16 protein-coding genes are annotated in these 22,248 nt (G+C 70.2%); 10 read left to right on the top strand and 6 right to left on the bottom strand.

The window, feature by feature from the left end; all coding sequences use genetic code 11:
- Nucleotides 1–47: 47 nt before the first annotated feature.
- Nucleotides 48–440, bottom strand: a complete 393-nt coding sequence (locus HCC78_RS07055; protein ID WP_172328046.1) for a ketosteroid isomerase-related protein — start codon at nucleotides 438–440, stop codon at nucleotides 48–50.
- A gap of 186 nt (nucleotides 441–626) precedes the next feature.
- Between HCC78_RS07055 and HCC78_RS07050 the strand changes: the two genes are divergently transcribed.
- Complete coding sequence (locus tag HCC78_RS07050) at nucleotides 627–1,145, top strand: hypothetical protein (protein ID WP_172328045.1); 519 nt, start codon at nucleotides 627–629, stop codon at nucleotides 1,143–1,145.
- A 6-nt stretch (nucleotides 1,146–1,151) separates the two neighbouring features.
- Nucleotides 1,152–1,511: a hypothetical protein gene (locus HCC78_RS07045; protein ID WP_172328044.1), complete on the top strand. Its 360-nt coding sequence runs from the start codon at nucleotides 1,152–1,154 to the stop codon at nucleotides 1,509–1,511.
- 101 nt (nucleotides 1,512–1,612) lie between these two features.
- Here HCC78_RS07045 and HCC78_RS07040 read toward each other — a convergent pair whose 3' ends face one another.
- From HCC78_RS07040 to yajC, 4 genes are all read right to left on the bottom strand, one after another.
- Complete coding sequence (locus HCC78_RS07040; protein ID WP_172328043.1) at nucleotides 1,613–2,479, bottom strand: 5'-nucleotidase, lipoprotein e(P4) family; 867 nt, start codon at nucleotides 2,477–2,479, stop codon at nucleotides 1,613–1,615.
- Between the two features lie 193 nt (nucleotides 2,480–2,672).
- Nucleotides 2,673–3,650 carry a protein translocase subunit SecF gene (gene secF, locus HCC78_RS07035; protein ID WP_172328042.1) on the bottom strand — a complete coding sequence of 326 codons (978 nt, stop codon included), beginning with the start codon at nucleotides 3,648–3,650 and terminating at the stop codon, nucleotides 2,673–2,675.
- Nucleotide 3,651: 1 nt separating this feature from the next.
- Nucleotides 3,652–5,316: a protein translocase subunit SecD gene (secD, locus tag HCC78_RS07030; protein WP_172328041.1), complete on the bottom strand. Its 1,665-nt coding sequence runs from the start codon at nucleotides 5,314–5,316 to the stop codon at nucleotides 3,652–3,654.
- Nucleotides 5,316–5,645, bottom strand: coding sequence for a preprotein translocase subunit YajC (gene yajC, locus HCC78_RS07025; RefSeq protein ID WP_172328040.1), 330 nt, complete (start codon nucleotides 5,643–5,645; stop codon nucleotides 5,316–5,318). The genes secD and yajC overlap by 1 nt, the downstream gene beginning before the upstream one ends.
- 160 nt (nucleotides 5,646–5,805) lie before the next feature.
- Here yajC and HCC78_RS07020 point away from each other — a divergent pair, with 160 nt between their 5' ends.
- Complete coding sequence (locus HCC78_RS07020; protein WP_172328039.1) at nucleotides 5,806–7,470, top strand: pentapeptide repeat-containing protein; 1,665 nt, start codon at nucleotides 5,806–5,808, stop codon at nucleotides 7,468–7,470.
- A gap of 153 nt (nucleotides 7,471–7,623) precedes the next feature.
- Here the strand turns inward: HCC78_RS07020 and HCC78_RS07015 are convergent, their stop codons facing one another.
- Nucleotides 7,624–15,309, bottom strand: a complete 7,686-nt coding sequence (locus HCC78_RS07015; RefSeq protein WP_172328038.1) for an autotransporter outer membrane beta-barrel domain-containing protein — start codon at nucleotides 15,307–15,309, stop codon at nucleotides 7,624–7,626.
- A gap of 289 nt (nucleotides 15,310–15,598) precedes the next feature.
- Between HCC78_RS07015 and serS the strand changes: the two genes are divergently transcribed.
- The 7 genes from serS (at nucleotide 15,599) to HCC78_RS06980 (ending at nucleotide 22,247) form a co-directional block, all read left to right on the top strand.
- Nucleotides 15,599–16,894 (top strand): serine--tRNA ligase, encoded by a 1,296-nt coding sequence (gene serS, locus HCC78_RS07010; RefSeq protein ID WP_172328037.1) that lies wholly within the window; start codon nucleotides 15,599–15,601, stop codon nucleotides 16,892–16,894.
- Between the two features lie 78 nt (nucleotides 16,895–16,972).
- Nucleotides 16,973–17,134 (top strand): hypothetical protein, encoded by a 162-nt coding sequence (locus tag HCC78_RS07005; RefSeq protein WP_172328036.1) that lies wholly within the window; start codon nucleotides 16,973–16,975, stop codon nucleotides 17,132–17,134.
- Between the two features lie 7 nt (nucleotides 17,135–17,141).
- A complete protein-coding gene (locus tag HCC78_RS07000) occupies nucleotides 17,142–17,321 on the top strand; it encodes a hypothetical protein (protein WP_172328035.1) in 180 nt (59 codons plus the stop codon).
- On the top strand, nucleotides 17,318–19,144 hold the full coding sequence (locus HCC78_RS06995; protein ID WP_172328034.1) for a carbamoyltransferase: 1,827 nt from the start codon (nucleotides 17,318–17,320) through the stop codon (nucleotides 19,142–19,144). The genes HCC78_RS07000 and HCC78_RS06995 overlap by 4 nt, the downstream gene beginning before the upstream one ends.
- 21 nt (nucleotides 19,145–19,165) lie before the next feature.
- On the top strand, nucleotides 19,166–20,110 hold the full coding sequence (locus tag HCC78_RS06990; protein WP_172328033.1) for a hypothetical protein: 945 nt from the start codon (nucleotides 19,166–19,168) through the stop codon (nucleotides 20,108–20,110).
- Nucleotides 20,107–21,411, top strand: a complete 1,305-nt coding sequence (locus HCC78_RS06985) for a Rieske 2Fe-2S domain-containing protein (protein WP_172328032.1) — start codon at nucleotides 20,107–20,109, stop codon at nucleotides 21,409–21,411. The genes HCC78_RS06990 and HCC78_RS06985 overlap by 4 nt, the downstream gene beginning before the upstream one ends.
- On the top strand, nucleotides 21,408–22,247 hold the full coding sequence (locus tag HCC78_RS06980; RefSeq protein WP_172328031.1) for a class I SAM-dependent methyltransferase: 840 nt from the start codon (nucleotides 21,408–21,410) through the stop codon (nucleotides 22,245–22,247). Before HCC78_RS06985 ends, HCC78_RS06980 begins: the two co-directional genes overlap by 4 nt.
- The last annotated feature ends 1 nt before the right edge of the window (nucleotide 22,248 follow it).

Here is a 22,248-nt window from a genome sequence, read left to right as displayed (position 1 = left end):
CCCCTCCCGGTCCCTCCCCCGCGCCCGGGCGGCGGGGGATGCGCCCGTCAGGAGACCTGCTCGATCCAGTCCTCTAGATTGTAGTAGGTCGTCACCCGCGTGATCTTGCCGTCGCGCAGCGCGAAGAACGTGCCCGCGGGCAGCCGGTAGGCCTGGCCCTTGGCGGGCGGCAGCCCCTCGTCATCGGCCTTGTAGGTGCCGTTGACGACGAATTCCGCCGCCGCGCGGTCGCCCTCGGCGAAGATCACGATATCGGTCAGGTTTTCCGAATAGCAGCGGTCCATATGGGCGCAGAACTCCGCAAAGGCCTCCTTGCCCTCGCGGATGCCGCCCTGGTTGACGTGATGCTCCACGTCGCCGGCCAGCAGGTCCAGCATGGTCTGGGTGTCGCCTGCATTGAATGCCTCGAAATAGGCGGTGATGATGGCCTTGGTGCTCATGGACCCTCCGTTGGTTTTCCGTCCCTTAGGGCCCGCCATCGGCCGCCGCAACCCAGCCCTTCGGCGGTGTCGCGACGGCATGCGCCGTCGTCTGCGCCATGCCCTCAGGTCATGTTTCCGTTGACAGCGCCGGAACGCTCCGGAACGCTGCCATCCATTGAAGAAAGCCATTTCACGAGGTTCCGAATGCACTTCATCCGCCGCGCCGGGCGCTGCCTGGCGCTTCCCCTGATCCTGATCGCCGCGCTGGCCGGCTGCACGGTGCAGCTGTCTCCGGATTTCGACCAGCGCATTGCCGATGACCTCGGCGCCGCCAACGAACAGGTCCATGTCCTCCTCGAAACCGCCGCCGCCGCCCCCTCGGCCGCCGGCTATCCCGGCACCGCAGGGACCTATGCCGCGGCGATCGGCAAGGTCCGGGCGACGGCCCTGCTGGTCCGGGTGCGCCCGGTGCCGCAGCTGTCGGCGCGCGGACAGGAGACGCTCCGCGCCCGCGGGCTGCTGCCGCCGGTCTGCGACGACACCCCCGGTGCCTGCATCGCGCCGACGCCGGGCATCCTCGACAATGTCGCCAAGGTGCTGGAGACGATGCGGGACACGCATCGCGCCGGCGGCCTGACCGACACGCGCATCCTGCAATTCGCCGCCCTGCTGGAGAACGAGCTCTCCCTGGCGGTCGCCTTCGAAACCGCATTGGAAAGGTAGAGTCCCATGGCCTTCGACCCAGAATCCGTCACAGCCGAAATCGCCGGAACCCTGCGCGTGCAGGCCGGCGCAGACTTCCAGCGCATCCGCCAGATCGTCGGCACCCATGCCGCCAGCATCGCCGCACAGGCCGAGCTGCTCGTCCAGTCGCGCATCGAAAGCGCTGCCGCGGGCACCGGCAGCGTGCTGGACGAATTCTTCGCCGACCAGCTCAAGGTGCAGGTCCGCCATCTCGCCCAGACCGTGGCCGCCATGACGGTCCTGACGCTGGAGAAAGCCTGGAACGCCATGGTTGGCATCGTCTGGACGGCGATGAACGCCGCGCTCTCCGGTGCCGGCCTGCCGGGGCTGCCGATCCCGCATTGAGCGCAGGCCAGGGCCCGCCACGACTGCGCCCTCCCGCATGGCAGGAGGGCGCTGCGGTCCACGGCGCCTCCCCGCGCCGGACCGGTTCCGTTGTCCCTAGCTTACTGTGCCGGAGCCCAGGCGTCCATCGAGTCGATCTTCATCTGGCGCCGCTGGTCCCCCGACAGCGACCAGTCCCCGCCGAAGGTGGCCGATTCCCAGGAACCGTATTCCGGGTTCGGGAACATGATCCAGTCATGGCCGAAATGGTCCGCCGCCTCCGACAGGAAGGCGTCGCGCTCTTCCAGGCTGCCCTCGGCCTTGTCGGTGAAATCGCCCAGGTTGTCGCCCATCAGCAGCAGCACGCGGTAGTTCTCGGCCACATAGGCGATGCGGTTCTCCTTGGCGGAGCCCCATTCCTCCATGCCGCCGCGCAGGAGCACCGTGTCGACATTGCCGCCCATCGGGAAGCCGAGCGCCTCCATGTTGGCGATGGTCGCCTCCTTGCCCGGCTCCTTGCGGTTCGAGACGTAGAACACCTTCACGCCCTTGCTGTCGGCGTAATTGGCGAAATCGACCGCGCCGGGCACCGCGTCCGAGGTCTTGCTCTCGACGTAGTCCGCCCATTCGGAGGAGCTGTAGCTGGTGCCGCGGGTGATCAGCGAGGCCTCGTAGTTGCCGTTGTCGAGCATGGTCTCGTCGAGATCGGAGATGATCGCGACCGGCAGGTCCTCGTAGCCCTCGCCCTGCTTGTCCGGCACCGCCGTCCAGGAGCTGTCCGCCAGCGCGGCATCGAGCTGCGCCTGCGCCATCTTGTAGAGCTGCATCACCGTCGCCTTGTATTCGACCGAAGTCTCCATCCAGACGGTGGCATTCATCAGGTCGTTCTGCGGCACCGCCTCCTGCGCGAGGACCGGCGCGGCGGCAGGCAGGGCAAGCGCGGCGGCAAGGGCAAGAGCGGAGACGGAACGGCAGGCGCACAGGGACATGTAAATTTCCTTTGACTGTCAGTGATCCGGAAGGATGCCGTCCCGAGCCTGCCCCTTCTGTCACAAATCTGTCAAACTTGAATTTCGCAATAATGTCCTCCGCGTGGCTGACGTGGCATCCCCCGGCCACGCGCCGCAACGCAAAGGGCCGCCCCGGAGGGCGGCCCCTGGCCGTGCGCGCGATCCTGCCGGATCAGGCGTCGATATTGGCGAATTGCGTGCCGCCCTTGCCGTCGTTCTTCTTCGACCAGTCGCGCTTGACCCCGAGCTTCAGCAGGATGGCGGAGGCGACGTAGATCGAGGAGTAGGTCCCGACCACGATGCCCCAGATCATCGCGAAGACGAAGCCGCGGATCACGTCGCCGCCGAGCGCGAAAAGCGCGAAGAGCGCGATCAGCGTCGTGAAGGAGGTCATGGTCGTCCGGCTCAGCGTCTCGTTGATCGAGAGGTTCAGCACCTCCTTCAGCGGCCGCTTCTTGTACTTCTGCAGGTTCTCGCGGACCCGGTCGAAGACCACCACCGTATCGTTCAGCGAATAGCCGACGATGGTCAGCAGCGCCGCGATGATGGCGAGGTCGAACTTGATCTGCAGCAGCGCGAAGATGCCGATGGTCAGCGTCACGTCATGCACCAGGGACAGCACCGCGCCGGCCGCGAACTGCCATTCGAAGCGCAGCCAGATGTAGACCAGCACCGCAGCGATCGCGAGCGAGACAGCGATGACCGCCTCGGTCACCAACTCGCCGGAGACCTTTGGGCCGACGCTTTCCACCGACGGGAAGGTGATCGAGGGATCGACCGTCTTCAGCGCCGTTTCCACGTCGGCAATGACCTGCTGCGCCACCGAGGCATCGCCGTCGCCCTGCGCCTCGATGCGGATCTGCGCGACATGCTGGTCCGAGGCGAAGCTCGGATCGAACACCTCGGTGATCGCCACGTCGCCGAGGCCGAGCGGCGCCATCGCCGCGCGGTAGCCGCCGACATCGACCGGCTGGGCGCTTTCCGTGCGGATCGTGGTGCCGCCGCGGAAGTCGATGCCGAAATTCAGCCCCATCGCGAAGAACAGCACCACCGAGGCGATCATCGCCGCGCCGGAGGCCGCGAAGAAGACCTTCGTGAGGCGGAAGAAGTCCCAGTTGGTCGTTTCGGGAACGAGTCTCAGCCGTCTCATGTCAGACCTCCAGCGTCTTCGGGCGGGCCCGGGCGAACCAGGCGACCACGATCAGCCGCGTGACGTAGATCGCCGCGAAGACCGAGGTGATGATGCCGATGCCCAGCGTGATGGCGAAGCCCTTCACCGGGCCGGAGCCCATGAAATAGAGGATCGCCGCCGTGATCAGCGTGGTAATGTTGGCATCCGCGATGGCGCTGAACGCCTTTTCATAGCCAAGCTCGATCGCCCGCGCCGGTCCGCGCGCGGTCTTCAGCTCCTCGCGGATCCGCTCGAAGATCAGCACGTTGGCGTCCACCGCCATGCCGATGGTCAGAACGATGCCCGCGATGCCCGGCAGGGTCAGGGTCGCGCCGATCAGCGACAGCAATCCGAAGATCAGCCCGATGTTGATGACCAGCGCGATGTTGGCGAAAATGCCGAACATCCCGTAGGCGCCCCACATGAAGATCAGCACCGCGACGAAGGCGACCGCGCAGGCCAGCGTTCCCGCCCGGATCGAATCCGCGCCGAGCTCGGGGCCGATGGTGCGTTCCTCCAGGAAGGTCATCTGCGCCGGAAGCGCGCCCGCGCGCAGCAGCACCGCGAGCTGGGTCGAGTCCTCGACGTTGAAGTTGCCGGTGATGATCCCCGACCCGCCGGCGATGTGGCTCTGGATCACCGGGGCCGAGATCACCTCGTCGTCCAGCACGATGGCGAAGGGCTCGCCGATATGCTCGGCGGTGTAGTCACCGAAGCGCCGCGCCCCGCCGGGGTTGAAGCGGAAGCTGACCGCCGGGCGGCCGTTCTGGTCGAAGCTCGGCTGCGCGTCGGTCAGGTCCTCGCCGGAGACCACCGGTGCGGTGTCGACGACATAGTAGGTGCCCTGCTCGTTCATCGACGGCAGCAGCGCCTCGCCCGGCTGCACCGGCTGGTGCTCGTCGGTGGTGCGTCCGGTCACCTGGTTGAAGGTCAGCCGCGCGGTGGTGCCGATCAGGTCCTTGAGCTCCTGCGCCGAGCCGATGCCCGGCACCTGGATCAGGATGCGGTCCTCGCCCTGGCGCTGGATGGTCGGTTCGCGCGTCCCGGCCTCGTCGACCCGGCGGCGGATGATTTCCAGCGACTGGCGCATGGTCCGGTCGTCGGTGGCGGCGCGCTCGGCCTCGGAAAGGCGGACGACGATGTCGGCGCCTTCGGCCGAGACCTCGAAATCGCGCGCGCCGACGCCGGTCAGCGAGACGATGGGCGAGGACAGGTCCTGCACCGCCTGCACCGCGGCCTGGATGTTCTCGGGCTTGCTGACGCGGATGCGCAGCTCGTCGGCCGGGCCGTCCTGGCGGCGGATCGTGCCGATGGCGTCGCGTTCGGCCCTGAGCGCGTTGCGCACTTCGGGCCAGAGATTGTCCATGCGGTCGGCATAGACGTCCGAGGTGTGCACCTCGGCAAGGAGATGGGCGCCGCCGCGCAGGTCGAGGCCCAGATTGACCAGCCCGGAGGGCAGGAAGGAGGGCCATTTGCCCGCATCCGCCTCCAGCTCGGGCGTCGCCGTCCCGGTCCGTTCGATGGCCTGGACCGCGTCGTTATGGCTCTCCACGCGCGAGTAGAACAGGTTCGGGGCTGCGAATAGCAGCCCCGCCACGCACAGGCCCCAGATCAGGACCCGCTTCCAGACCGGGAAGTCCAGCATCAGGAGGCTGCCGGCTCGGTCTTCGACACCACCTGGGCGATGGTGGACTTGACGACGCGGACGCGCACCTCGGGGGCGATCTCCACTTCGACTTCGCCGTCTTCCTTGACCTTGGTCACCTTGCCGATGACGCCGCCCTGGGTGACGATCTGGTCGCCGCGGCGGACCGCTTCGATCATCGCCTTGTGTTCCTTGACCTTCTTCTGCTGCGGCCGGATCAGCAGGAAATACATGATGGCGAAGATCAGGATCAGCGGCACGAAGCCCTGGATGGCAGCCATCGGACCGCCGGCTCCAGCGGCTTGGGCAAAGGCAGGTGTCGCGAACATTCTGGGGGTCCCTCCTCGGGGCAGGTGCAAAGTCGGGCGGAACCTATGCACGGGCGGCGGGAATGGCAAGGCGGGGCGGCGAAATACGCAGGGCGCAGGGCGCTTGCCCCGGCGAAGACGCGGCGCTAGCGTCGGAGATATTGGTTAATGCAGGCTCCGGATGGCATTCGAGACGACACCGCTCCAGCTGATTGCCGTCCTTCTGGCGCTCTGCGTCCTAGCGGTGCTGGCGACGAAACGCGGGGACATCGCCGCCCATTTCCGCCGCCGCTGGGAAGCGCGGCAGATGCGATACTACCGCAGCCTGCGCGAGCGCTACGCCAAGCCCGACCGCAGCCTGCGATATTCGCTTCTCCATCCCCTGACCCACAGTGCCATTGTCAGGCGGCCGCTGCTCTGGCTGATCAAGATGGCGGCGGCCGTGATCTGGCTCCCGCTATTCGCCTCGATCATCTGGGGACTCTACGAACTCATCCAGTCGCTGCCGGACCTCCTGCGACACGCTGGCACCGCACCCGATCCGCTGCCCCTGCGCCTGACCCTTCTGGGCATCACGGCGCTGACGGCGGCGCTCGGGGCATTGGTGGCCTTCCCGTTCACGATCCTGCGGACGCAGTACAACGCCCGCCAGACGCACGCTGCGGAGCAAGGCCACATCACCGACCGGATCAGCAAGGCGGTGGAGGCGCTCGGGGCCGAGAAATCGGCAAAGCGGCGCGTGGACAAATGGTCGAAGGGCCGGAAAACCTACGTGATCGAGGAGGTCAGCGAGCCGAATGTCGAGGTCCGCATCGGCGGCATCTACGCGCTGGAACGGATCAGCCAGGACAGCGAGCGCGACCATATCCGGATCATGGAGATCCTTTGCGCCTATATCCGCGAAAATGCGCCAGCGGACCAAGCGCCACCGTTCGAACTGGATCCCTGGCCGGACTATCCTGAAGAACTGAATGAAGCGAACCAGGATTTTTGGGACAACGCAATGAAGAGCTGGAAGCGGGCGCTTCACGACACCATCGCGAAGTTGAAAGCCCCTCGACCCGACATCCAGACCGCAATGGACGTCATCGGACGGCGCAGCGCGCGACGCATACGCTTCGAGCAGTCCCGCAAGCACCGAGGACAGGAAACCTACCGCCTTGACCTGCGCGGCGTCAATTTGCGCGGTGCCGATCTGAGCCGCTTGAACCTATCCCGCGCAAAGCTGGAGCGCAGCCTCCTGCAAGGCGCAAGCTTCCTGAGCGCAAACTTGGATGGAGCGGACCTTGCTCAAGCCTCCCTGCAAGGAGCAGACTTTTCCGCCGCCTGTTTGGCGGGAGCGGACCTGAAAAGCGCGAATCTGCAACTGGCGTGTCTGCTCGGTGCAAGCCTTCAGGCATCCGACTTCACGTCCGCCTCGATGCAAGAAGCAAACTTGTCCGGCGCACAACTGCAATATGCAATACTATCAAGGGCCAAATTACATATCGCGGACTTCATCAACGCCAATTTGTCCGGTGCCAAATTTGCCCGAACGCAGATGCAAGCCGTGGACTTATCACATGCAGTTTTGCAGGGAGCATTCTTTCAGAAGACCGTGTTTGACTCAGCTACCACCTTCCTGCCGAAAACTCTGAAGGGAGCAGCATTTCTGGACGTAGACCTATCCATGCTGCGCCTTGGTGCCGAGCTTGGCCGGTTCCGGGGCAGTTTCGGCGATCGCTCTGCCAAGCCACATCCTCTTTGGGGCAAATCTCGCCCCGACAAATGGGAAAAGGAAGAGACGCTGGGCTTCACCAATTTCATGGAGCATTGGCGCGCTCACTGCAAAAGGCTGGGTCTCTGAACGCGTCCACTGGGCTGTTGGCTCCCGTTACCCGATCAACGCCAAGACTTGCCGCGGCGACGGCCCACCACCGCCGCCGCAGACCTTCCGGCCGCAAGCGCCCGGGACGGAGAGGCCGCTGCGCCGCCTCCGCCCGGACGCCGCCTGCAGCGGTCAGAACGGGATGACCCAGCGCAGCGACCCGCCGAAATCCCGCTCGTTCTCCGACAGGTGGCCGAAGCCGCCGATATCGAGGAAGGCCCCGCCCGGCGCCGCGATGGTCAGGCCCGCCGCCAGGTCGACCTGCGTCGCGTCGAACTCCGACTCCCAGCCGAACGGCGCCACCGAGGACGGCGCCTCCGCCAGGCGCGCGGTCGCGCCGAAGCTGCCGTCGCCGCCGAACCGCGTCACCGACAGCGTCGCGCTCGGCCGGATCTCGGTCCCTCCCGGGGTCGCGAACCGGCCGCCGATCTCCAGCGCCGGGCGCAGGTAGGGCAGCGTCTCGCCCCCGGCATCGATCTCCAGCGCCAGCCCGCCGCCGCCCGTCTCGGCGTAGGAGCTGTCGCCGAAGCGGACCAGGCCGAGATCCAGCCGCGGCCGCAGGAACCAGCCGCCGCGGTCGATCAGGTAGCCCGCGCGCAGCTCGGCGCCGTAGACCCATTGCTCCTGCCGGCCGCTGGCCACGGCATCGCCCGCGCGGCGGTCGTTGTCGAAGCTGCCATGGCCCAGATAGGCCGCGGCGCCCAGCTCCCAAGGGCCGAGGAACCGCTTGGCCGACACCCCGCCGGAGAAGCTGCCGCCGTCGCTCGATCCGCCCGCATCGGTGTCGAGCCAGGTGCGGTCATAGGCAAGCGCGCCGCCGATGGCGACATCGCCGCCGAGCAGCACCTGGCCGCCAGCCGCGATCCGCACGCCGTCCTGGTCGAAGCCCGAGGCGCCGTCCGCAGCATCGCGGACCAGCCGGTTCGCGCTGGCCGTCACGTAGCCGCAGCGCCCGTCCTCGTTCCAGACCCGGCCCTCGCCCGCGTGCGGGCAGCTGAACAGGCTCCCGGCGAAGCGCAGCGTGCTGCCCAGCCGGGCGATCTCGTTGCTCAGCGCCAGCTCCGGCCCGAGCGCGTTCATCACCTCGGCATAGCCGCCGTAGCTTTCGACATCGATCAGGCTTGCGGCCAGATCCGCGTCGAGCGCGCCCGCCGCGTAGAGCCGGTTGAAATAGGAGGTCAGCTCGGCCTGGCTGGCATTCAGCGAACGCACCAGCGCCGCGTTGGCGTAGTCGATCTCGTAGGTCAGGTCGAGCGCGGTGGCCGAGGCCGGGTCGAGCTGGTAGCGCGCCACCACCGAGGGCCGCAGCGACAGGTCCGACGCCGCGATGCCCTCCGCCGCCTCCAGCACGCGGACGGTCTGAACCCCGGCCGGGGTGTCCGGCACCTCGATCACGTCCAGCTCCAGCCGGCCGTCCAGCTCCGCCCGGCCGCCGATGCTGAGCAGATCGGCGGTGCCGGACGCAAGGTCGATGTCGAAATGCAGGCTGCCGCCGCGGTGCTGCAGGTCGCCGGCGATCTCCGAGCGGCCGATCTCGCCGATGCCGCCGACATAGAGCTCGCCCCAGTTGCGCAGGCGCCCGACCTCAAGGAGCGCGCCCGCCTCGAGCAGGCCGCCCTGCAGGTTGTCGACGAGGATCTCCGACGCGGCTTCGTCCGCCGCAGCCGTGTCCGCGGCGGCCACTGCCCCGCCGAGGATCTCGCCCGAGATCGTGCCGGTGTTCGACACGGTGACCTGGCCGCCGCCGAATATGTGGATGGCGATGCCGCTTTCCGCGCTTACCGTTCCGGCGTTCGAGATCGTGCCGTCCCGGCCGGTGTGGAACAGGATCCCCGCGCCGCTCAGCGCGTTGTCGTAGACCGCCGCCGCGCCGCCATGCACTTCGGCTCCCGCGCCGATCGTGACCGCGCCCAGCCCCGCGCCGCTGCCGGCATTCTCCACGTGGATGGCATGCGCGCCCGCGCCGGTGGCCGAGACATTGCCGGTCACCGCGACATCGACGGTGGTCTCCGCCACCGCGGCTGCCGAGCCGGTTCCCCCGGCATATTGCGCGAAGATGCCGTGCGCCCCGGCCCCCGTGGTGGAGAGCTGCGCGCCGCCATAGGTCACGCTGACCGCCCCGGCAACGCCGCTGCCGCCGAAGGAACCCACGTAGCTGCCGTCATCCGACGTGGCGTCGTCGCTGCCCTGGACGCCGCCGCCGCCGCCCACGGATTGCGCGAAGATGCCGACCGAGTTGTCGCCCCGGGTGGCGATCCGGCCGGTGGCCTCCACCGTGACCGCGCCGCCGTCGCCCGAGGTCGCCTGCCCGGCCTGCAGCACCCGCGTGCCGATCCGGTCATGGTCGCCCAGAATCATCGAGCCGCCGAAGCCGCCGCCGCCGCCGACCGACTGGGCGAAGATGCCGATCGAGGCCACGTTGCCGTCGCCGGCGGTCCCCACGGCGATGTCCGAGCTTGCCGTGACGCTGACGGCGCCGCCGTCGCCCGAGGCGCCGCCCGTGCCGCTGACCATCAGGCCGCTGCCGCCGCCGGCATTGCCGGCCCCCAGATAGGTGCCCCCGCCGCCGCCGACCGACTGGGCGAAGATGCCCGCCGATTGCGCCCCGGACGCGGACAGCTCCGCGCCGTCCGAGGTGACGGCGACCGCGCCGCCGTCGCCGCTGGCGCCCTCCGCGCCGCCGATGACCAGGACCAGATCCGAGAGCCCCTGGAAGGACCAGCCATTGCCGCTGGCCCCGCCGCCGCCGCCCACCGACTGGGCGAAGAGCGCCACGCTGCCATGGCCAGCTGTGGAGATCGCGCCGGAATTGGCGACGGTGACCGCGCCGCCATCGCCGCCGCCGCCGCCCGATCCGCCGATCTGCACGGAACGCTGGGTGGAGGTGTCGTTTGCCACGCCGCCGGTGCCGCCGCCGCCGCCCACCGATTGCGCGAGGATGCCGAAGGCGCCCTCGCCCGCCGTCTCGATGGCCGCGCTGTTGTCCACCGCCGCGGCCGCGCCGTCGCCCGACGCGCCGCCCGTGCCGCCGATCCGGATATCGGCATTCAGCCAGCCCGCGATCTCGGCGGTGCCGTCATCCTCCGCTTCCGCCGCGGCGGAGACGCTGCCTCCGGCCGTGCGGGTCACGAAGGAGGAACGGTCCGTCGCGGTGGAGCCGCCGATGCCGCCGCCGCCGCCGACCGATTGCGCGACGATGGCATGGGCCACATCGCCCGCAGTGGCGATCGTTCCGTCATTCGACACCGTGGCGGAATCGGCATCCGCGCCCGCCGCGCCGGTGCCGCCGATCGTGACTTCGATGTCCGAAGAGATCTCGGTCTTGTTGCCGTCCTCGTCGGTGCAGTTGTAGATCTGCTCGGTCACGGGGTTGTCGCAGGACCCGCCGACCTGCGCGGCGTAGTTCGAGGCGAGCCCGCCATCGCCGCCATTGCCGCCCACCGACTGGACGAAGATGCCGTAGGCTCCGTCTCCTGCCGTGACGATGGCGCCGCCGGCATCGTTCTCGGCCTGCGCCGAACCGGCCAAGGCACCGGCGCCGCCCGAGCCGCCGACGGTGAAGTCGAATGTCAGCTTGACCGTGCTGTCGCCGGAGCCGGACGCACCGTAATCCGCGCCGAGGCCGAAGAGGCCGGATCCGCCGAACCCGCCATTGCCGCCATTGCCGCCCACGGACTGGACGTAGATGCCGCTGGAGCTGGTCCCCGCGGTCGAGATCGCCGCGCTGTTCGTCGCCGACGCGGCCCCGCCGACGCCGCCATTGCCGCCCGAACCGCCGACGGAGGTCCCGAAGGAAGAGTTGAGCGTGGTGCCCGGCCGGACATCCGCAAGCAGGTTGTAGCTCAGCCCGCCGCTGCCGCCCGAGCCGCCGATGGACTGGACGAGGATGCCGTCCGAATTGTCCCCCGCGGTCGCGATGGTCCCGCTGTTGGCGGCCTGCGCCATGCCTGCCTGTCCGCCGCCGCCGCCCCCGCCGCCCAGCACCGCCGCAGCGTCGAGCGTTTCCTCGGCGGTCGCGTTGAGCGTGCCCGCGATGGCCATGCCCCCGGCGCCGCCGTCTCCGGCAATCGACTGCACCTGGATGCCCGCACTGTTGAAATCCGCCGTGGAGATTGCCGCGCGGTTGGTCGCCAGCGCCAGAGCGGAGCTGCCGCCGGTGCCGCCGGACCCGCCCAGGGTCAGCGCGACGCTGCCCTCCGGAAACTCGTCATCGATGGCGATGTCGGCATTGCCCTCGATCGCCATGCCGCCCTGGCCGCCGCTGCCGGCCAGGCTCAGCACGCGGATCCCTGCGGAGTCCGCGCCCAGGGTCGCGATGGACGCCCCCGCGAGGGTCTCGACGCTGGCTGCATCCGATTGTCCTGCCGTGCCGCCGCCGCCGCCCAGCGTAACCGAGGCTGCTCCCTGGGACAGGCCCCCGCTGCTCGCCGAGGCGCTGCCGCGGCCGCCATTGCCGCCGATGCTGGCCGCGGCAATGCCGTCCGAGGCTGCGCCCGCGGTGGAAATCGCGCCGCCCGCCGTGATGCTTGCGCTGCCGGCCGCCCCGCCGCTGCCGCCTGACGCGCCGAGCGACAGGTTGGCCGAGCCGACGCCGAGCGCATCGCCGCCCAGGGTGAAGCCGCCGATGCCGCCCGATCCCGCGCCGCTGAGCGCGACGATGCCGGCCGCCTGGTCCGCCGCCGTTTCCAGCGCATCGCCGCGCCAGTCGACCGAGACATTGCCCGACGTGCCGCCGCCGCCGCCTTCGCCGCCGATGGCAAGGTTGACCGACCCCAGCGTGCCGCCCGAGCCCGAGACATCGGCCGATCCGCTGCCGCCGCTGCCCGCCTGGCTGACCGCCTGGATGCCCGGGGAAAGGACTCCCGCGGTGGACAGGCTGTCCGTCGAGACCACGGCCACGCTGCCGGAGCCCCCGGCCGCTCCGCCCGCGCCGCCGACCGCCAGGTTGACCGCTTCCTCGCCCAGCGTGTCGAAAGCGCCGACAAAATGCGCCGCACCGCCCGATCCGCCCACGCTGGCGGCCAGGATCGCCGCCGAGGAAGAGCCGCCGGTCGCGATCCCGCCCGACGAGGTGACCGCGACATCGCCGCCCGCTCCGCCGGCCCCGCCCGAGCCGCCGATTGCAAGGTCGGTCCCCATGCCGTAGGCCGCGGAAACGGCCATGCCCGAACTGCCGCCGCCGCCGCCCGCCGAAATTGCCTCGATCCCGGCGGAGCCGTCGCCGCCGGTAGAGATCGCTGCAGCCGCGCCGCTGCCGGAACAGCTGCCGCCGTCGCGGCACACGGTGACGCTGCCGCCGTCGCCGCCGCCCGAGCCGCTGCCGCCCACCGAGAGGGACAGCGCGCCGACACCGGAGGTTCCGGCGGCAATCGCGGTCCCGGCAGAGCCGCCCGAGCCGCCCACGCTCAGCGCCGAGACCGCGGCGGCATTGTCCCCCGCGGTGGAGATCAGGCCGAGCAGGCCGAGCGAGACATCGCCGCCGTCGCCGGCCGCGCCGCCCGAGCCGCCGAGCGCGACGGAGACCGCCGGACCCGCATCTGCCGCCGCGGTCAGGTCGTTGCCGCCATGGCCGCCGCCGCCGCCGATGCTGGCGGCCGCGATGCCGCGGGCATTGGTGCCGCCGGTCGAGACGCTGGACCCGGCTTGGGTCGAAAGGCTCACCGCGCCGCCGTCATTGCCGCTGCCCCCGTCGCCCGCGATGCTCATCGCGAAGCCCGCCGAAAGCGCGAGGCTGCTGGAGCCGAGCCCGCCCGAGCCGCCGACCGACTGGGCGAAGATGCCGTCCGCACCGGTCCCGGCCGTGGCAACGCTGCCGCCCGCATCGACGGCGACATCGCCGCCCGTGGCGCCGCTGCCGCCCGCGCCGCCGATCGCCGTGATCCCCGCGGCCGAGCCTGCCGCGCCGCCGCCGCCGCCGACCGACTGGGCCAGCAGCCCGGCCGCATCCGCGCCCGCGGTTGACACATCGGCATCCGACGCCAGGCTGACCGCGCCGCCCGAGCCGCCGCCGGAGCCGGTGCCGCCGATCGAGACCAGGCCGCGCGCGCTGCCGCCGTCGCCGCCGGTGCCGCCGACCGATTGCGCCACGACGCCCCGGCTGCGGTCGCCCGATGTGGCGATGCTGCCCGAGGCCGTGACGCTGACCGCGCCGCCGTCGCCGCCCGAGGACCCATCGGCCGCGCCTGACAGCGCCACCAGCCCGGCCGAGGACGAGGCCTTGCCGCCGCCGCCGCCCTGGCTCTGCGCGAAGATGCCGTCGGAATCGTCGCCCTGGGTCCCGATGCCGGGGCCGTCCCCGGCGAAGCTGACCGTGACGTCGCCGCCGCCGCCCGCGCTTTCGCTGCTTGCGCCGTAGGAGACCAGTCCGCCCGAGGCCGTGCCGTCGCCCGAGAAGCCGCCGACCGACTGTGCCATGATGCCATCCGCGCCGTCGCCGTCCGTCAGGATCGACCCGGCATAGCTGACGCCGACCGTGCCGCCGGGGCCCGAACCGGCGCCCGCGCCGCCCTTGCCGATCAGGCTGCCCGAGCCGCCGCCATTGCCGCCGGCACCGCCATAGCTGCGCGCCAGCAGGCCGGGCGCACCGTCCCCCTGCGTCTCGATGCTGGCCGTGGCGGTGCTGCCGGACGGCATCAGGTCCACCTGCACCGACCCGCCGGCGCCGCCATGTCCGCCGTCGCCGCCCCTTGAATTGCCGACATCGGTCGAGACGCTGGCGTCGCCGCCGGTCCCTCCGTCGCCGGCGATGCTTTCGGCGGTCAGCCCGGCATAGGCGCCCTCGGTCGTCCGGATCGACACGGCCCCGGCGCCGTCTGCCGCCGTCACCGAGACCGCCTGGCCGTCGCCGCCCGCGCCGCCCTGCCCGCCATAGCCGCCGCCGCTGCAGAGCCCGGCGGTGATCTCGCCCACGCCGCCAGTGCCGCCATCGCCGCCCAGCGACCGGACCATGATGCCACCGGTTGCCGAGACGCCGTCAAGGACCAGATCCGCCTGCCCCCCTTTGCCGCCATCCCCGGCAGCGCCGCCGGTGGCCGAAGCGTTGCAGGCCTTGCCCGAACCGCCCTGGCCGCCGGTGCCGCCGCCGGTCTCGATCCAGAGCGAGGCCCAGCCCGCCACTTCAGTGTCCGTCAGAGCCGCATCGACCGTGCCGCCCGTGCCGCCGGTCCCGCCGGTGCCGCCATGGCCGTTGCCGAAACTGCTGGACTTGCCGGTGCCGCCCCGGCCGCCATCCCCGGCCTTCGACTCGATCATGACCGCGGTGTCGCGCCCCGAAATGCTGGCGCTCGCGCTGACGCCGGCGACCGAAACCTCCGTCTCGCCGCCATTTCCGCCCGCCGTGCCGTCCTTGCCCGTCCGGTTGCCCGTGCCCTTGTTTTCCGACGGCCAGAAACCCTGGCTTCCGGCGGTGCTCACGGCAATGGCCGCCCCGTCCACGCCCATGACCTCGAAGCCGCCTTCCAGGTCGGCCTCCAGGACCGCCCCGGCCGGCTGGGTGCCGCTGGAAGACGCCGAGAGGTCCATGTTCCAGACCGGGCCGTCGCCCGGCACGCCCTCGGTGCCGGCATTGTCCGCGTCGCGGAAGGTCAGGCTGTAGGTCTGGTCCGCCGTCGTGCCGGTGCGCGTCACGTCGACGGGGCCGAGCGTCCCGGTGCAGGCGGTGTCGAACCCGCCATCCGAGGCAAGGCAATCGGCCGGGGCCCGGCCCGGCAGCAGCGCGGCGGCAATGGCCAGCGCCGAGCCCGTCGTGAGACATATGCCCTTGAAGCAAAACGATCCCGTGCCGCGGGCGGAGGCCCGGAGCTGACTGCGAACTAACATCTTGTGGTCCTTGGCTTGTGCGCCGGAAATTCCGTGGCGCCAGACTTCGGCAATTTCGGAAATCACTATGTGATGCGTTAACTCTTTCAAGAAAATTGTCATTCATGCGACATTTTATTTACCCATCGGCAACAATCGCTGATTTCGTGGGCAGCGGCACGGCTGGTCCCGTCCGCCGCGCGCCCCGCCGCGGGGCGCCGCAACTGCGGGTCCGGCACGCGGCCATCAGGCCCTTGGCCCCGCAACCGGGATCGTCTAGGAGACCGGCAAACCACCCCCGGAGGCCAAAATGCACGACATCCGCATGATCCGCGACAACCCCGCCGCTTTCGACGCCGCCATGGCCCGCCGGGGGCTTTCGGGCGTCTCGGAGCAGGTGCTGGCCCTCGATGCCGACCGCCGCGCCAAGATCGCCGCCGCCGAGGCCGCCCTGGCCGAGCGCAACGCCGCCTCCAAGGAGGTCGGCAAGGCCAAGGCCTCGGGCGACGAGGCCGAGTTCGAGCGGCTGCGCGCGCTGGTCGCCGCCAAGAAGGACGAGATCGCCCGGCTCGAGACCGAGGCCAAGGCCGAGGACGAGGAGCTGAGGACGCTCCTGATGACGCTGCCGAACATCATGTCCGAAGAGGTCCCGGACGGCGCCGACGAGGCGGACAACGTGGAAATCCGCCGGATCGGCACGCCGAAGGCCTTCGGCTTCGAGCCGAAGGAGCATTTCGAGATCGCGGGCGTGAAGGCCGGGATGGATTTCGAGACGGCGGCCAAGCTGTCGGGATCGCGCTTCGTCGTGCTCAAGGGCGCGGTCGCGCGCATCCACCGGGCGCTGGCGCAGTTCATGCTCGACACCCATGTCGACGCCAACGGCCTGGAAGAGACCTGGACGCCGGTGCTGGTGCTGGAGGAAATGCTCTACGGCACCGGGCAGCTGCCGAAATTCGGCGAGGACAGCTACCAGACCCGCGAAGGCTGGTGGCTGGTGCCGACCGCCGAGGTGACGCTGACCAACACCGTCAACGGCATGATGGTCGACGAGGCCTCCCTGCCCCGCCGCATGGTCGCCCATACCCAGTGCTTCCGCTCGGAGGCCGGCAGCGCGGGGCGCGACACCTCGGGCATGCTGCGCCAGCACCAGTTCGAGAAGGTGGAGATGGTCTCCATCGTCAAGCCGGACGAGAGCAAGGCCGAGCATGACCGCATGACCGCCTGCGCCGAGGACATCCTGCAGCGGCTGGGCCTGCCCTTCCGCACGGTTGTGCTGTGCTCGGGCGACATCGGCTTCGGCGCGGTGAAGACCCATGACCTCGAGGTCTGGCTGCCCGGCCAGGACACCTACCGCGAGATCAGCTCCGTCTCGAATTGCGGCGACTTCCAGGCGCGGCGGATGAACGCCCGCTTCCGTCCCTCGGAGGGCGGCAAGCCGGAGTTCCTGCACACGCTGAACGGCTCTGGCCTGGCGGTCGGCCGCGCGCTGATCGCGGTTCTGGAAAACGGCCAGACCGAGGACGGCGGCGTCGATCTGCCCGAGGCGCTGCATGCCTATCTGGGAGGCAAGACCCGCCTCACCCCCGAGGGCACGCTCGCCGGCTGAGCCGACCCAGCGGAAAGTCTTGGACACGATACGGCCTCCCCTGTACCAATTTGCCATTGGTTAAGGGGAGGACGCGATTTGGAGGGAACCGGGCCCGAGGCGGCAAGCGAGCCGCCGCAGGAGGACAGCGCGCCGCACCCCCGCGAAGCGGATGCCGCGCCGCCGACCAAGCTCGACCGGCTGCGCGCCAAGCTGCGCCGCCTGAAGGGCGAAGACCCCGACATCTATCCGATGTTCTGAGACCGCGATGCGGATCGCGGTGACGCTCGCAATGGCGGGGCTGTACTATCTGGCTTTCTGGCCCTGCGCGCTGCTTTGGCGCCTGCGCCGTCCGGACCCGCTGGAGCTTGCCCGCGCGCCGGAGGCGGAGAGCTACTGGCGCGCGCCTGCGCGCCAGCCGCGGCTGGCCGGGCGGAGGGCGCAATGAAGATCCTCGGCCTTTCCGCCTACTACCATGACAGCGCGGCAGCACTGGTGGAGGACGGGCGGATCGTGGCGGCGGCGCAGGAAGAGCGTTTCAGCCGCAGGAAATTCGACCCGGCCTTCCCGTCCCGCGCGATCCGCGCCTGCCTGGAGACCGCCGGATGGCAGCCCGGCGATATCGGCCAGGTGGTGTTCCACGAGCAGCCCGGCGAGAAGTTCCGCCGCCTGGTGGCGACCCATGCGGCGCTCGCCCCCGACGGGTTCTGGTCGTTCCGCGCGGCCATGCCGGGCTGGATCGGCGGCAAGCTGTTCACCGGCGCGCAGATCCGCCGCGAGCTGCGCCGCATCTCGCCGGACTTCGCCGCGCCGCTGGCCTTCGCCGCGCATCACCAGAGCCATGCCGCCTCGGCCTTCTACCCTTCGCCCTTCGAGGACGCCGCGATCCTGACGCTGGACGGGGTCGGCGAATGGAGCTGCGCCTCGATGGCGGCGGGCAGCGGCAACGCCGTGGAGCTGCTCAAGGAACAGCGCTTCCCACATTCGCCGGGTCTGCTCTACAGCGCACTCACCCAGTATCTCGGCTTCAAGGTGCTGTCGGGCGAATACAAGGTGATGGGTCTCGCCCCCTATGGCCAGCCGGTCCATGCCCGGACGATGCTCGACAACCTGCTGGACCTGCGCGGCGACGGGTCGTTCCGGCTCGACATGGACTATTTCGGCTTCGCCGCCGGGCAGAGCATGATCACCGCGCGGATGGAGGCGCTGTTTGGCCGGAAGCGGCGCGGCGCCGAGGACCCGCTGCTGCCGTTCCACATGGACATGGCGGCCTCTCTGCAGGCGGTGATCGAGGAAATCCTGCGCCGCATGGTGCGCAATGCCGTGGCCGAAACCGGCATGCGCGATCTCTGCATGGCCGGCGGCGTGGCGCTGAACTCGGTGGCCAACGGCAAGATCCTCGCCGAGGGGCTGATCGACCGGCTCTGGGTGCAGCCCGCCGCCGGCGATGCGGGCGCGGCGCTCGGCGCGGCGCTGGCCTATTGGCACGGAACGCTGGGCCAGCCGCGCGAGATCCTCAGCCCCGACGCGATGCAGGGTGCCCTGCTCGGCCCGGCCCATGACCCGCGCGAAGCCGAGGCGCGGCTGCGCAGGCTGGGGGCCGCGCTGGAGGTGCATCCGCCGGAGGAGATCGACCGCCGCGTCGCCGCCGCGCTGAGCGAGGGCCAGGTCGCGGGCTGGATGCAGGGGCGGATGGAATTCGGGCCGCGCGCGCTCGGCAGCCGGTCGATCCTCGCCGATCCGCGCCATCCCGGGATGCAGAAGACCCTGAACCTCAAGGTGAAGTACCGCGAGAGCTTCCGCCCCTTCGCCCCGGCGGTCATGGCCGGACATGCCGACGGGTGGTTCGCGCTGAACGGCCCCAGCCCCTACATGCTGGAAGTCGTGCCGCTGAAGGAGGAGCGGCGCCACATCGTCAACGATCCCGGCCCAGACGCGCCGGTGCCCGAGCGGCTGGCCCTGCCGCGCTCGGACATCCCGGCGGTCACCCACCTGGATTACAGCGCCCGGGTGCAGACCGTCGATCCGGAGGTCTCGCCCCGCTTCCACGCGCTGCTGTCGGCCTTCCACGACGCCACTGGCTGCCCGATCCTGGTCAATACCAGCTTCAACCTGCGCGGCGAGCCGATCGTGGAGAGCCCCGAAGACGCCTACCGCTGCTTCATGGGTTCCGAAATCGACCTCCTGGTGGTGGAGGACTGCCTGATGACCAAGGCGGCGCAGCCCGCCGGCCTGCTCAGGGACTACCGCGATGACCTTGCCCCGGACTGACGCTGCGAAACGGAGCCGCCCATGGCCTTGATGACCCCTTCGGAGACGCTGGAATGGACGGTCCAGCCCTGCGACATCCGCCAGGACGACCACATCCCCGGCGCGGTGACGACGCGCTACGGCAAGGATGTCAGCGACACTGTCAGCTACCGGTTCAACAGCGCGGGCTTCCGCGGCGAGGAATACGATCCCGAGGCGCGGATCCGGATCTGCGTGATCGGCGAGAGCAATTCCTTCGGCACCGGCCTGGCCGAGGAACTGACCTACGGCAGCCGCGTCGCCGACCATCTCAGCCTGGCGCTCGGCGTGCCGCGCGAAGAGGTGAACGTGCTCAACCTGTCGGTCGGCGGGGCGTCGGGCGACTACGTCACGCGGATGCTGCTGAAGCACGTGCCCGCGCTCGAATTCGACCTGGTGCTGCTCTACTTCCCGCCGCCGCAGCGGATGGAATACTGCGACGCCAACGGCTTCGAGCGGTTCAACCTGGCTTCGATCCCGCCGGAGCGGCTGGACAACCTGCCGCCGCCGCTTGAGGGCTACCTGGAGCTCTACAACGACAATCTCGGCCGGATCGCGATGATCAAGAACATCCTGCTGGCCCAGGGGCTGCTGGAACATGCGCGCATTCCCTACGTGATCGCCACCGAGCATCTGCGCCCCAACCTGGGCAACCGGCCGCGGCTGGCGCCCTTTCTCGGCGCGCTCGACAACCGCTGGATCCTGCGCCACCGCTATTTCGTGATGCGGCTCGACCGGGCGGCGGACGGCACCCATGGCGGGCCGATCGGCCATGGCGCGCTGGCGGTGGCGATGCTGCCGCTGATCGCCGCGCAGTTCGACCGCCACGGCGAGGAGGAAGCGGTGGAGAAGATCACCCTGCACTGCAAGCGGCTGAAGGCGGCCGATCCGGACTGGAAGGCGATGCGCCGCGCGCTGCGCGAGGCCAAGGAGCGCGGCCCGCAATGACGGTCCAGGAAGAAATCGGCCCCGCCGGGCAGCAGGCCGTCGCGGATTGGCGCAACGGCTGGCAGGCCGTGTCCTTCCTGGCCGATCTGGAACCCGGCACCGTGACCCGCGTCACCGTCCATGGCGAGGGCTTCGCGCTGTTCCGCGGAGCGGACGGGGCGCCCGCCTGCGTGCTCGACCGCTGCCCGCACCGCGCCGCGCGGCTGTCGGACGGGCGTGTCGTCGACGGCCATCTCGAATGCCTCTACCATGGCTGGTGCTTCGATCCCGCGGGCCGCTGCAGCGCGATCCCGCAGCTTCTGCCCAACCGCAACTATCCCCCCCGCGCCGATGTCCGCGGCTTCCCGCTGGCGGTCGTGCAGGGCGTCATCTGGATCTGGCCGGGCGATCCGGCACTGGCCGACGAGGCGGCGATCCCGCGATCGCCGGAACTGGAGGCGCCGGGCATCCATGCCGTCACCTTCCAGATCGACCTGCCCTATGACCAGGGCTACCTGATCGAGAACGCCATCGACATCGCCCATGTCCATGTCGCGCATCACGGGCTCAGGGGCGGCGGCCACCGCTCGATGGCCAAGCCGATCCTGTTCGACACCGAGGACCGCGGCGCGGCAGGCTTCACCTCCGCCTTCCGCTCGGTCGGGCTGGAGCGCGCGGGCGCCTCGCCGGTCGAGCGCGCGGAGGTGTCCTTCGTCGCGCCCGGCATGCTGAAATACCGCACCCGATACCGCGACGCCGCGAAGATCGCCGGGCTCGACCTGATCTCGCTGCCGCTGGGACCCGGGCGCTGCCGCCTGCTCTACCGCAAGTTCTCCAACTTCAACCCGGCCCGCGAACGCCGCAAGCCGCGCTGGATGGAGCACCTGACCCAATGCGCCATCCTCGAGCAGGACATGGCGCTGGTGATCGGCCAGCATGCCGAGACCGAGCGGCTGGGCCGCCCGCTGCGCGAGCTGTGGATGCCGCTCAACACCTCCGATCCGACGGTGATCGCCTACCGCCGCTGGGTCGACAGGTTCGGCCGCCACCTGCCGCATCACCGCGGCTACGACCATGCCGCCTCCGCCCCTGCGCCGGAAGGCACCGATACCAGCCGCGCCGCGCTGCACCTGCCGAACTGCCTGACCTGCCGGCGCCTCGTGCGGCGGCTGCAGGCTGCACAGAAGGCCGCCGCCGGGCTGGTGGCCGCGGCTCTGGTCGGCGGGCTGGCGGCGGGCGGCGGGATTGCCTGGGCGGCACTGGTGCTGCTCGGGATCGGACTCGGGCTCGGCGCCCGGATGTTGGAAGGAAAATTCCGGTGACCACGACGCTCGCCCCTTCGGACCGCACGGTGCGCGACTTCTACGACCTGCTGCCCTACAACCATTTCGACGATCCCGCGACCGCCATTGCCCGCGCCCGCGCCAATCCGCTGTCCGCCTATCCCGATCTCGACGCGACGCTGGCCGAGGCCGGGCCGGGCCTGTCGGCGGTGGAGATCGGCTGCGGCACCGGCTGGGCGTCGAACGCGCTGGCGCTGCATTACGGCGCGCGGGCGGAGGGCGTCGATTTCAGCGCGACGGCGCTGGAGCGGGCCCGCAGGGTGGCCGAGGCCACCGACTCGGGCGCGCGCTTCGTGCAGTCCGACCTGTTCGCCTACCGGCCCGCCACGCCGCCCGCGCTGACCCTGTCGATCGGCGTGCTGCACCACACCCATGACTGCCGCGCCGCCTTCGACCACGTCGCGGGCTTCGTGCCGTCGGGCGGGCTGTTCTTTCTCGGGCTCTATCACGCGCCCGGGCGCCTGCCCTTCCTGCGCCACTGGCGCGGGCTGCTGGAGCGCGAGGGCGAAGCGGCCGCGCTGGCCGCCTTCGGCCGCGCCATGCCGCAGAGCCCCGATCCGGAACACCTGGCGTCGGTGTTCCGCGACCAGGTGCTGCATCCGCAGGAAAGCCAGCACAAGCTGCAGGAGGTCTGGGGCTGGATGGAGGCAGCCGGGCTGCGGCTGATTTCCACCAGCATCAACCGCTACGGGCCGGTCGCGGAGCCGGAGGAGCTGTTCGCCGAGGAGGCGGCCTATGCCGCCCTCTCGGAAGAGCGCATCGCCGAGGGCCGCTATTTCCCCGGATTCTTCACCATGCTGATGGAACGGCCCTGAG

It is taken from the genome of Mangrovicoccus sp. HB161399, from assembly GCF_013184745.1.
In the GTDB taxonomy this organism is placed as follows: domain Bacteria; phylum Pseudomonadota; class Alphaproteobacteria; order Rhodobacterales; family Rhodobacteraceae; genus Mangrovicoccus.
This window is presented reverse-complemented; position numbering and strand designations above follow the sequence as displayed.

Bases quoted from the DNA above. Each gene is read 5' to 3' on its own strand.
- HCC78_RS07055 (WP_172328046.1), bottom strand. From the start codon at position 440: ATGAGCACCAAGGCCATCATCACCGCCTATTTCGAGGCATTCAATGCA.
- HCC78_RS07050 (WP_172328045.1), top strand. From the start codon at position 627: ATGCACTTCATCCGCCGCGCCGGGCGCTGCCTGGCGCTTCCCCTGATC.
- HCC78_RS07045 (WP_172328044.1), top strand. From the start codon at position 1,152: ATGGCCTTCGACCCAGAATCCGTCACAGCCGAAATCGCCGGAACCCTG.
- HCC78_RS07040 (WP_172328043.1), bottom strand. From the start codon at position 2,479: ATGTCCCTGTGCGCCTGCCGTTCCGTCTCCGCTCTTGCCCTTGCCGCC.
- secF (WP_172328042.1), bottom strand. From the start codon at position 3,650: ATGAGACGGCTGAGACTCGTTCCCGAAACGACCAACTGGGACTTCTTC.
- secD (WP_172328041.1), bottom strand. From the start codon at position 5,316: ATGCTGGACTTCCCGGTCTGGAAGCGGGTCCTGATCTGGGGCCTGTGC.
- yajC (WP_172328040.1), bottom strand. From the start codon at position 5,645: ATGTTCGCGACACCTGCCTTTGCCCAAGCCGCTGGAGCCGGCGGTCCG.
- HCC78_RS07020 (WP_172328039.1), top strand. From the start codon at position 5,806: ATGGCATTCGAGACGACACCGCTCCAGCTGATTGCCGTCCTTCTGGCG.
- HCC78_RS07015 (WP_172328038.1), bottom strand. From the start codon at position 15,309: ATGTTAGTTCGCAGTCAGCTCCGGGCCTCCGCCCGCGGCACGGGATCG.
- serS (WP_172328037.1), top strand. From the start codon at position 15,599: ATGCACGACATCCGCATGATCCGCGACAACCCCGCCGCTTTCGACGCC.
- HCC78_RS07000 (WP_172328035.1), top strand. From the start codon at position 17,142: ATGCGGATCGCGGTGACGCTCGCAATGGCGGGGCTGTACTATCTGGCT.
- HCC78_RS06995 (WP_172328034.1), top strand. From the start codon at position 17,318: ATGAAGATCCTCGGCCTTTCCGCCTACTACCATGACAGCGCGGCAGCA.
- HCC78_RS06990 (WP_172328033.1), top strand. From the start codon at position 19,166: ATGGCCTTGATGACCCCTTCGGAGACGCTGGAATGGACGGTCCAGCCC.
- HCC78_RS06985 (WP_172328032.1), top strand. From the start codon at position 20,107: ATGACGGTCCAGGAAGAAATCGGCCCCGCCGGGCAGCAGGCCGTCGCG.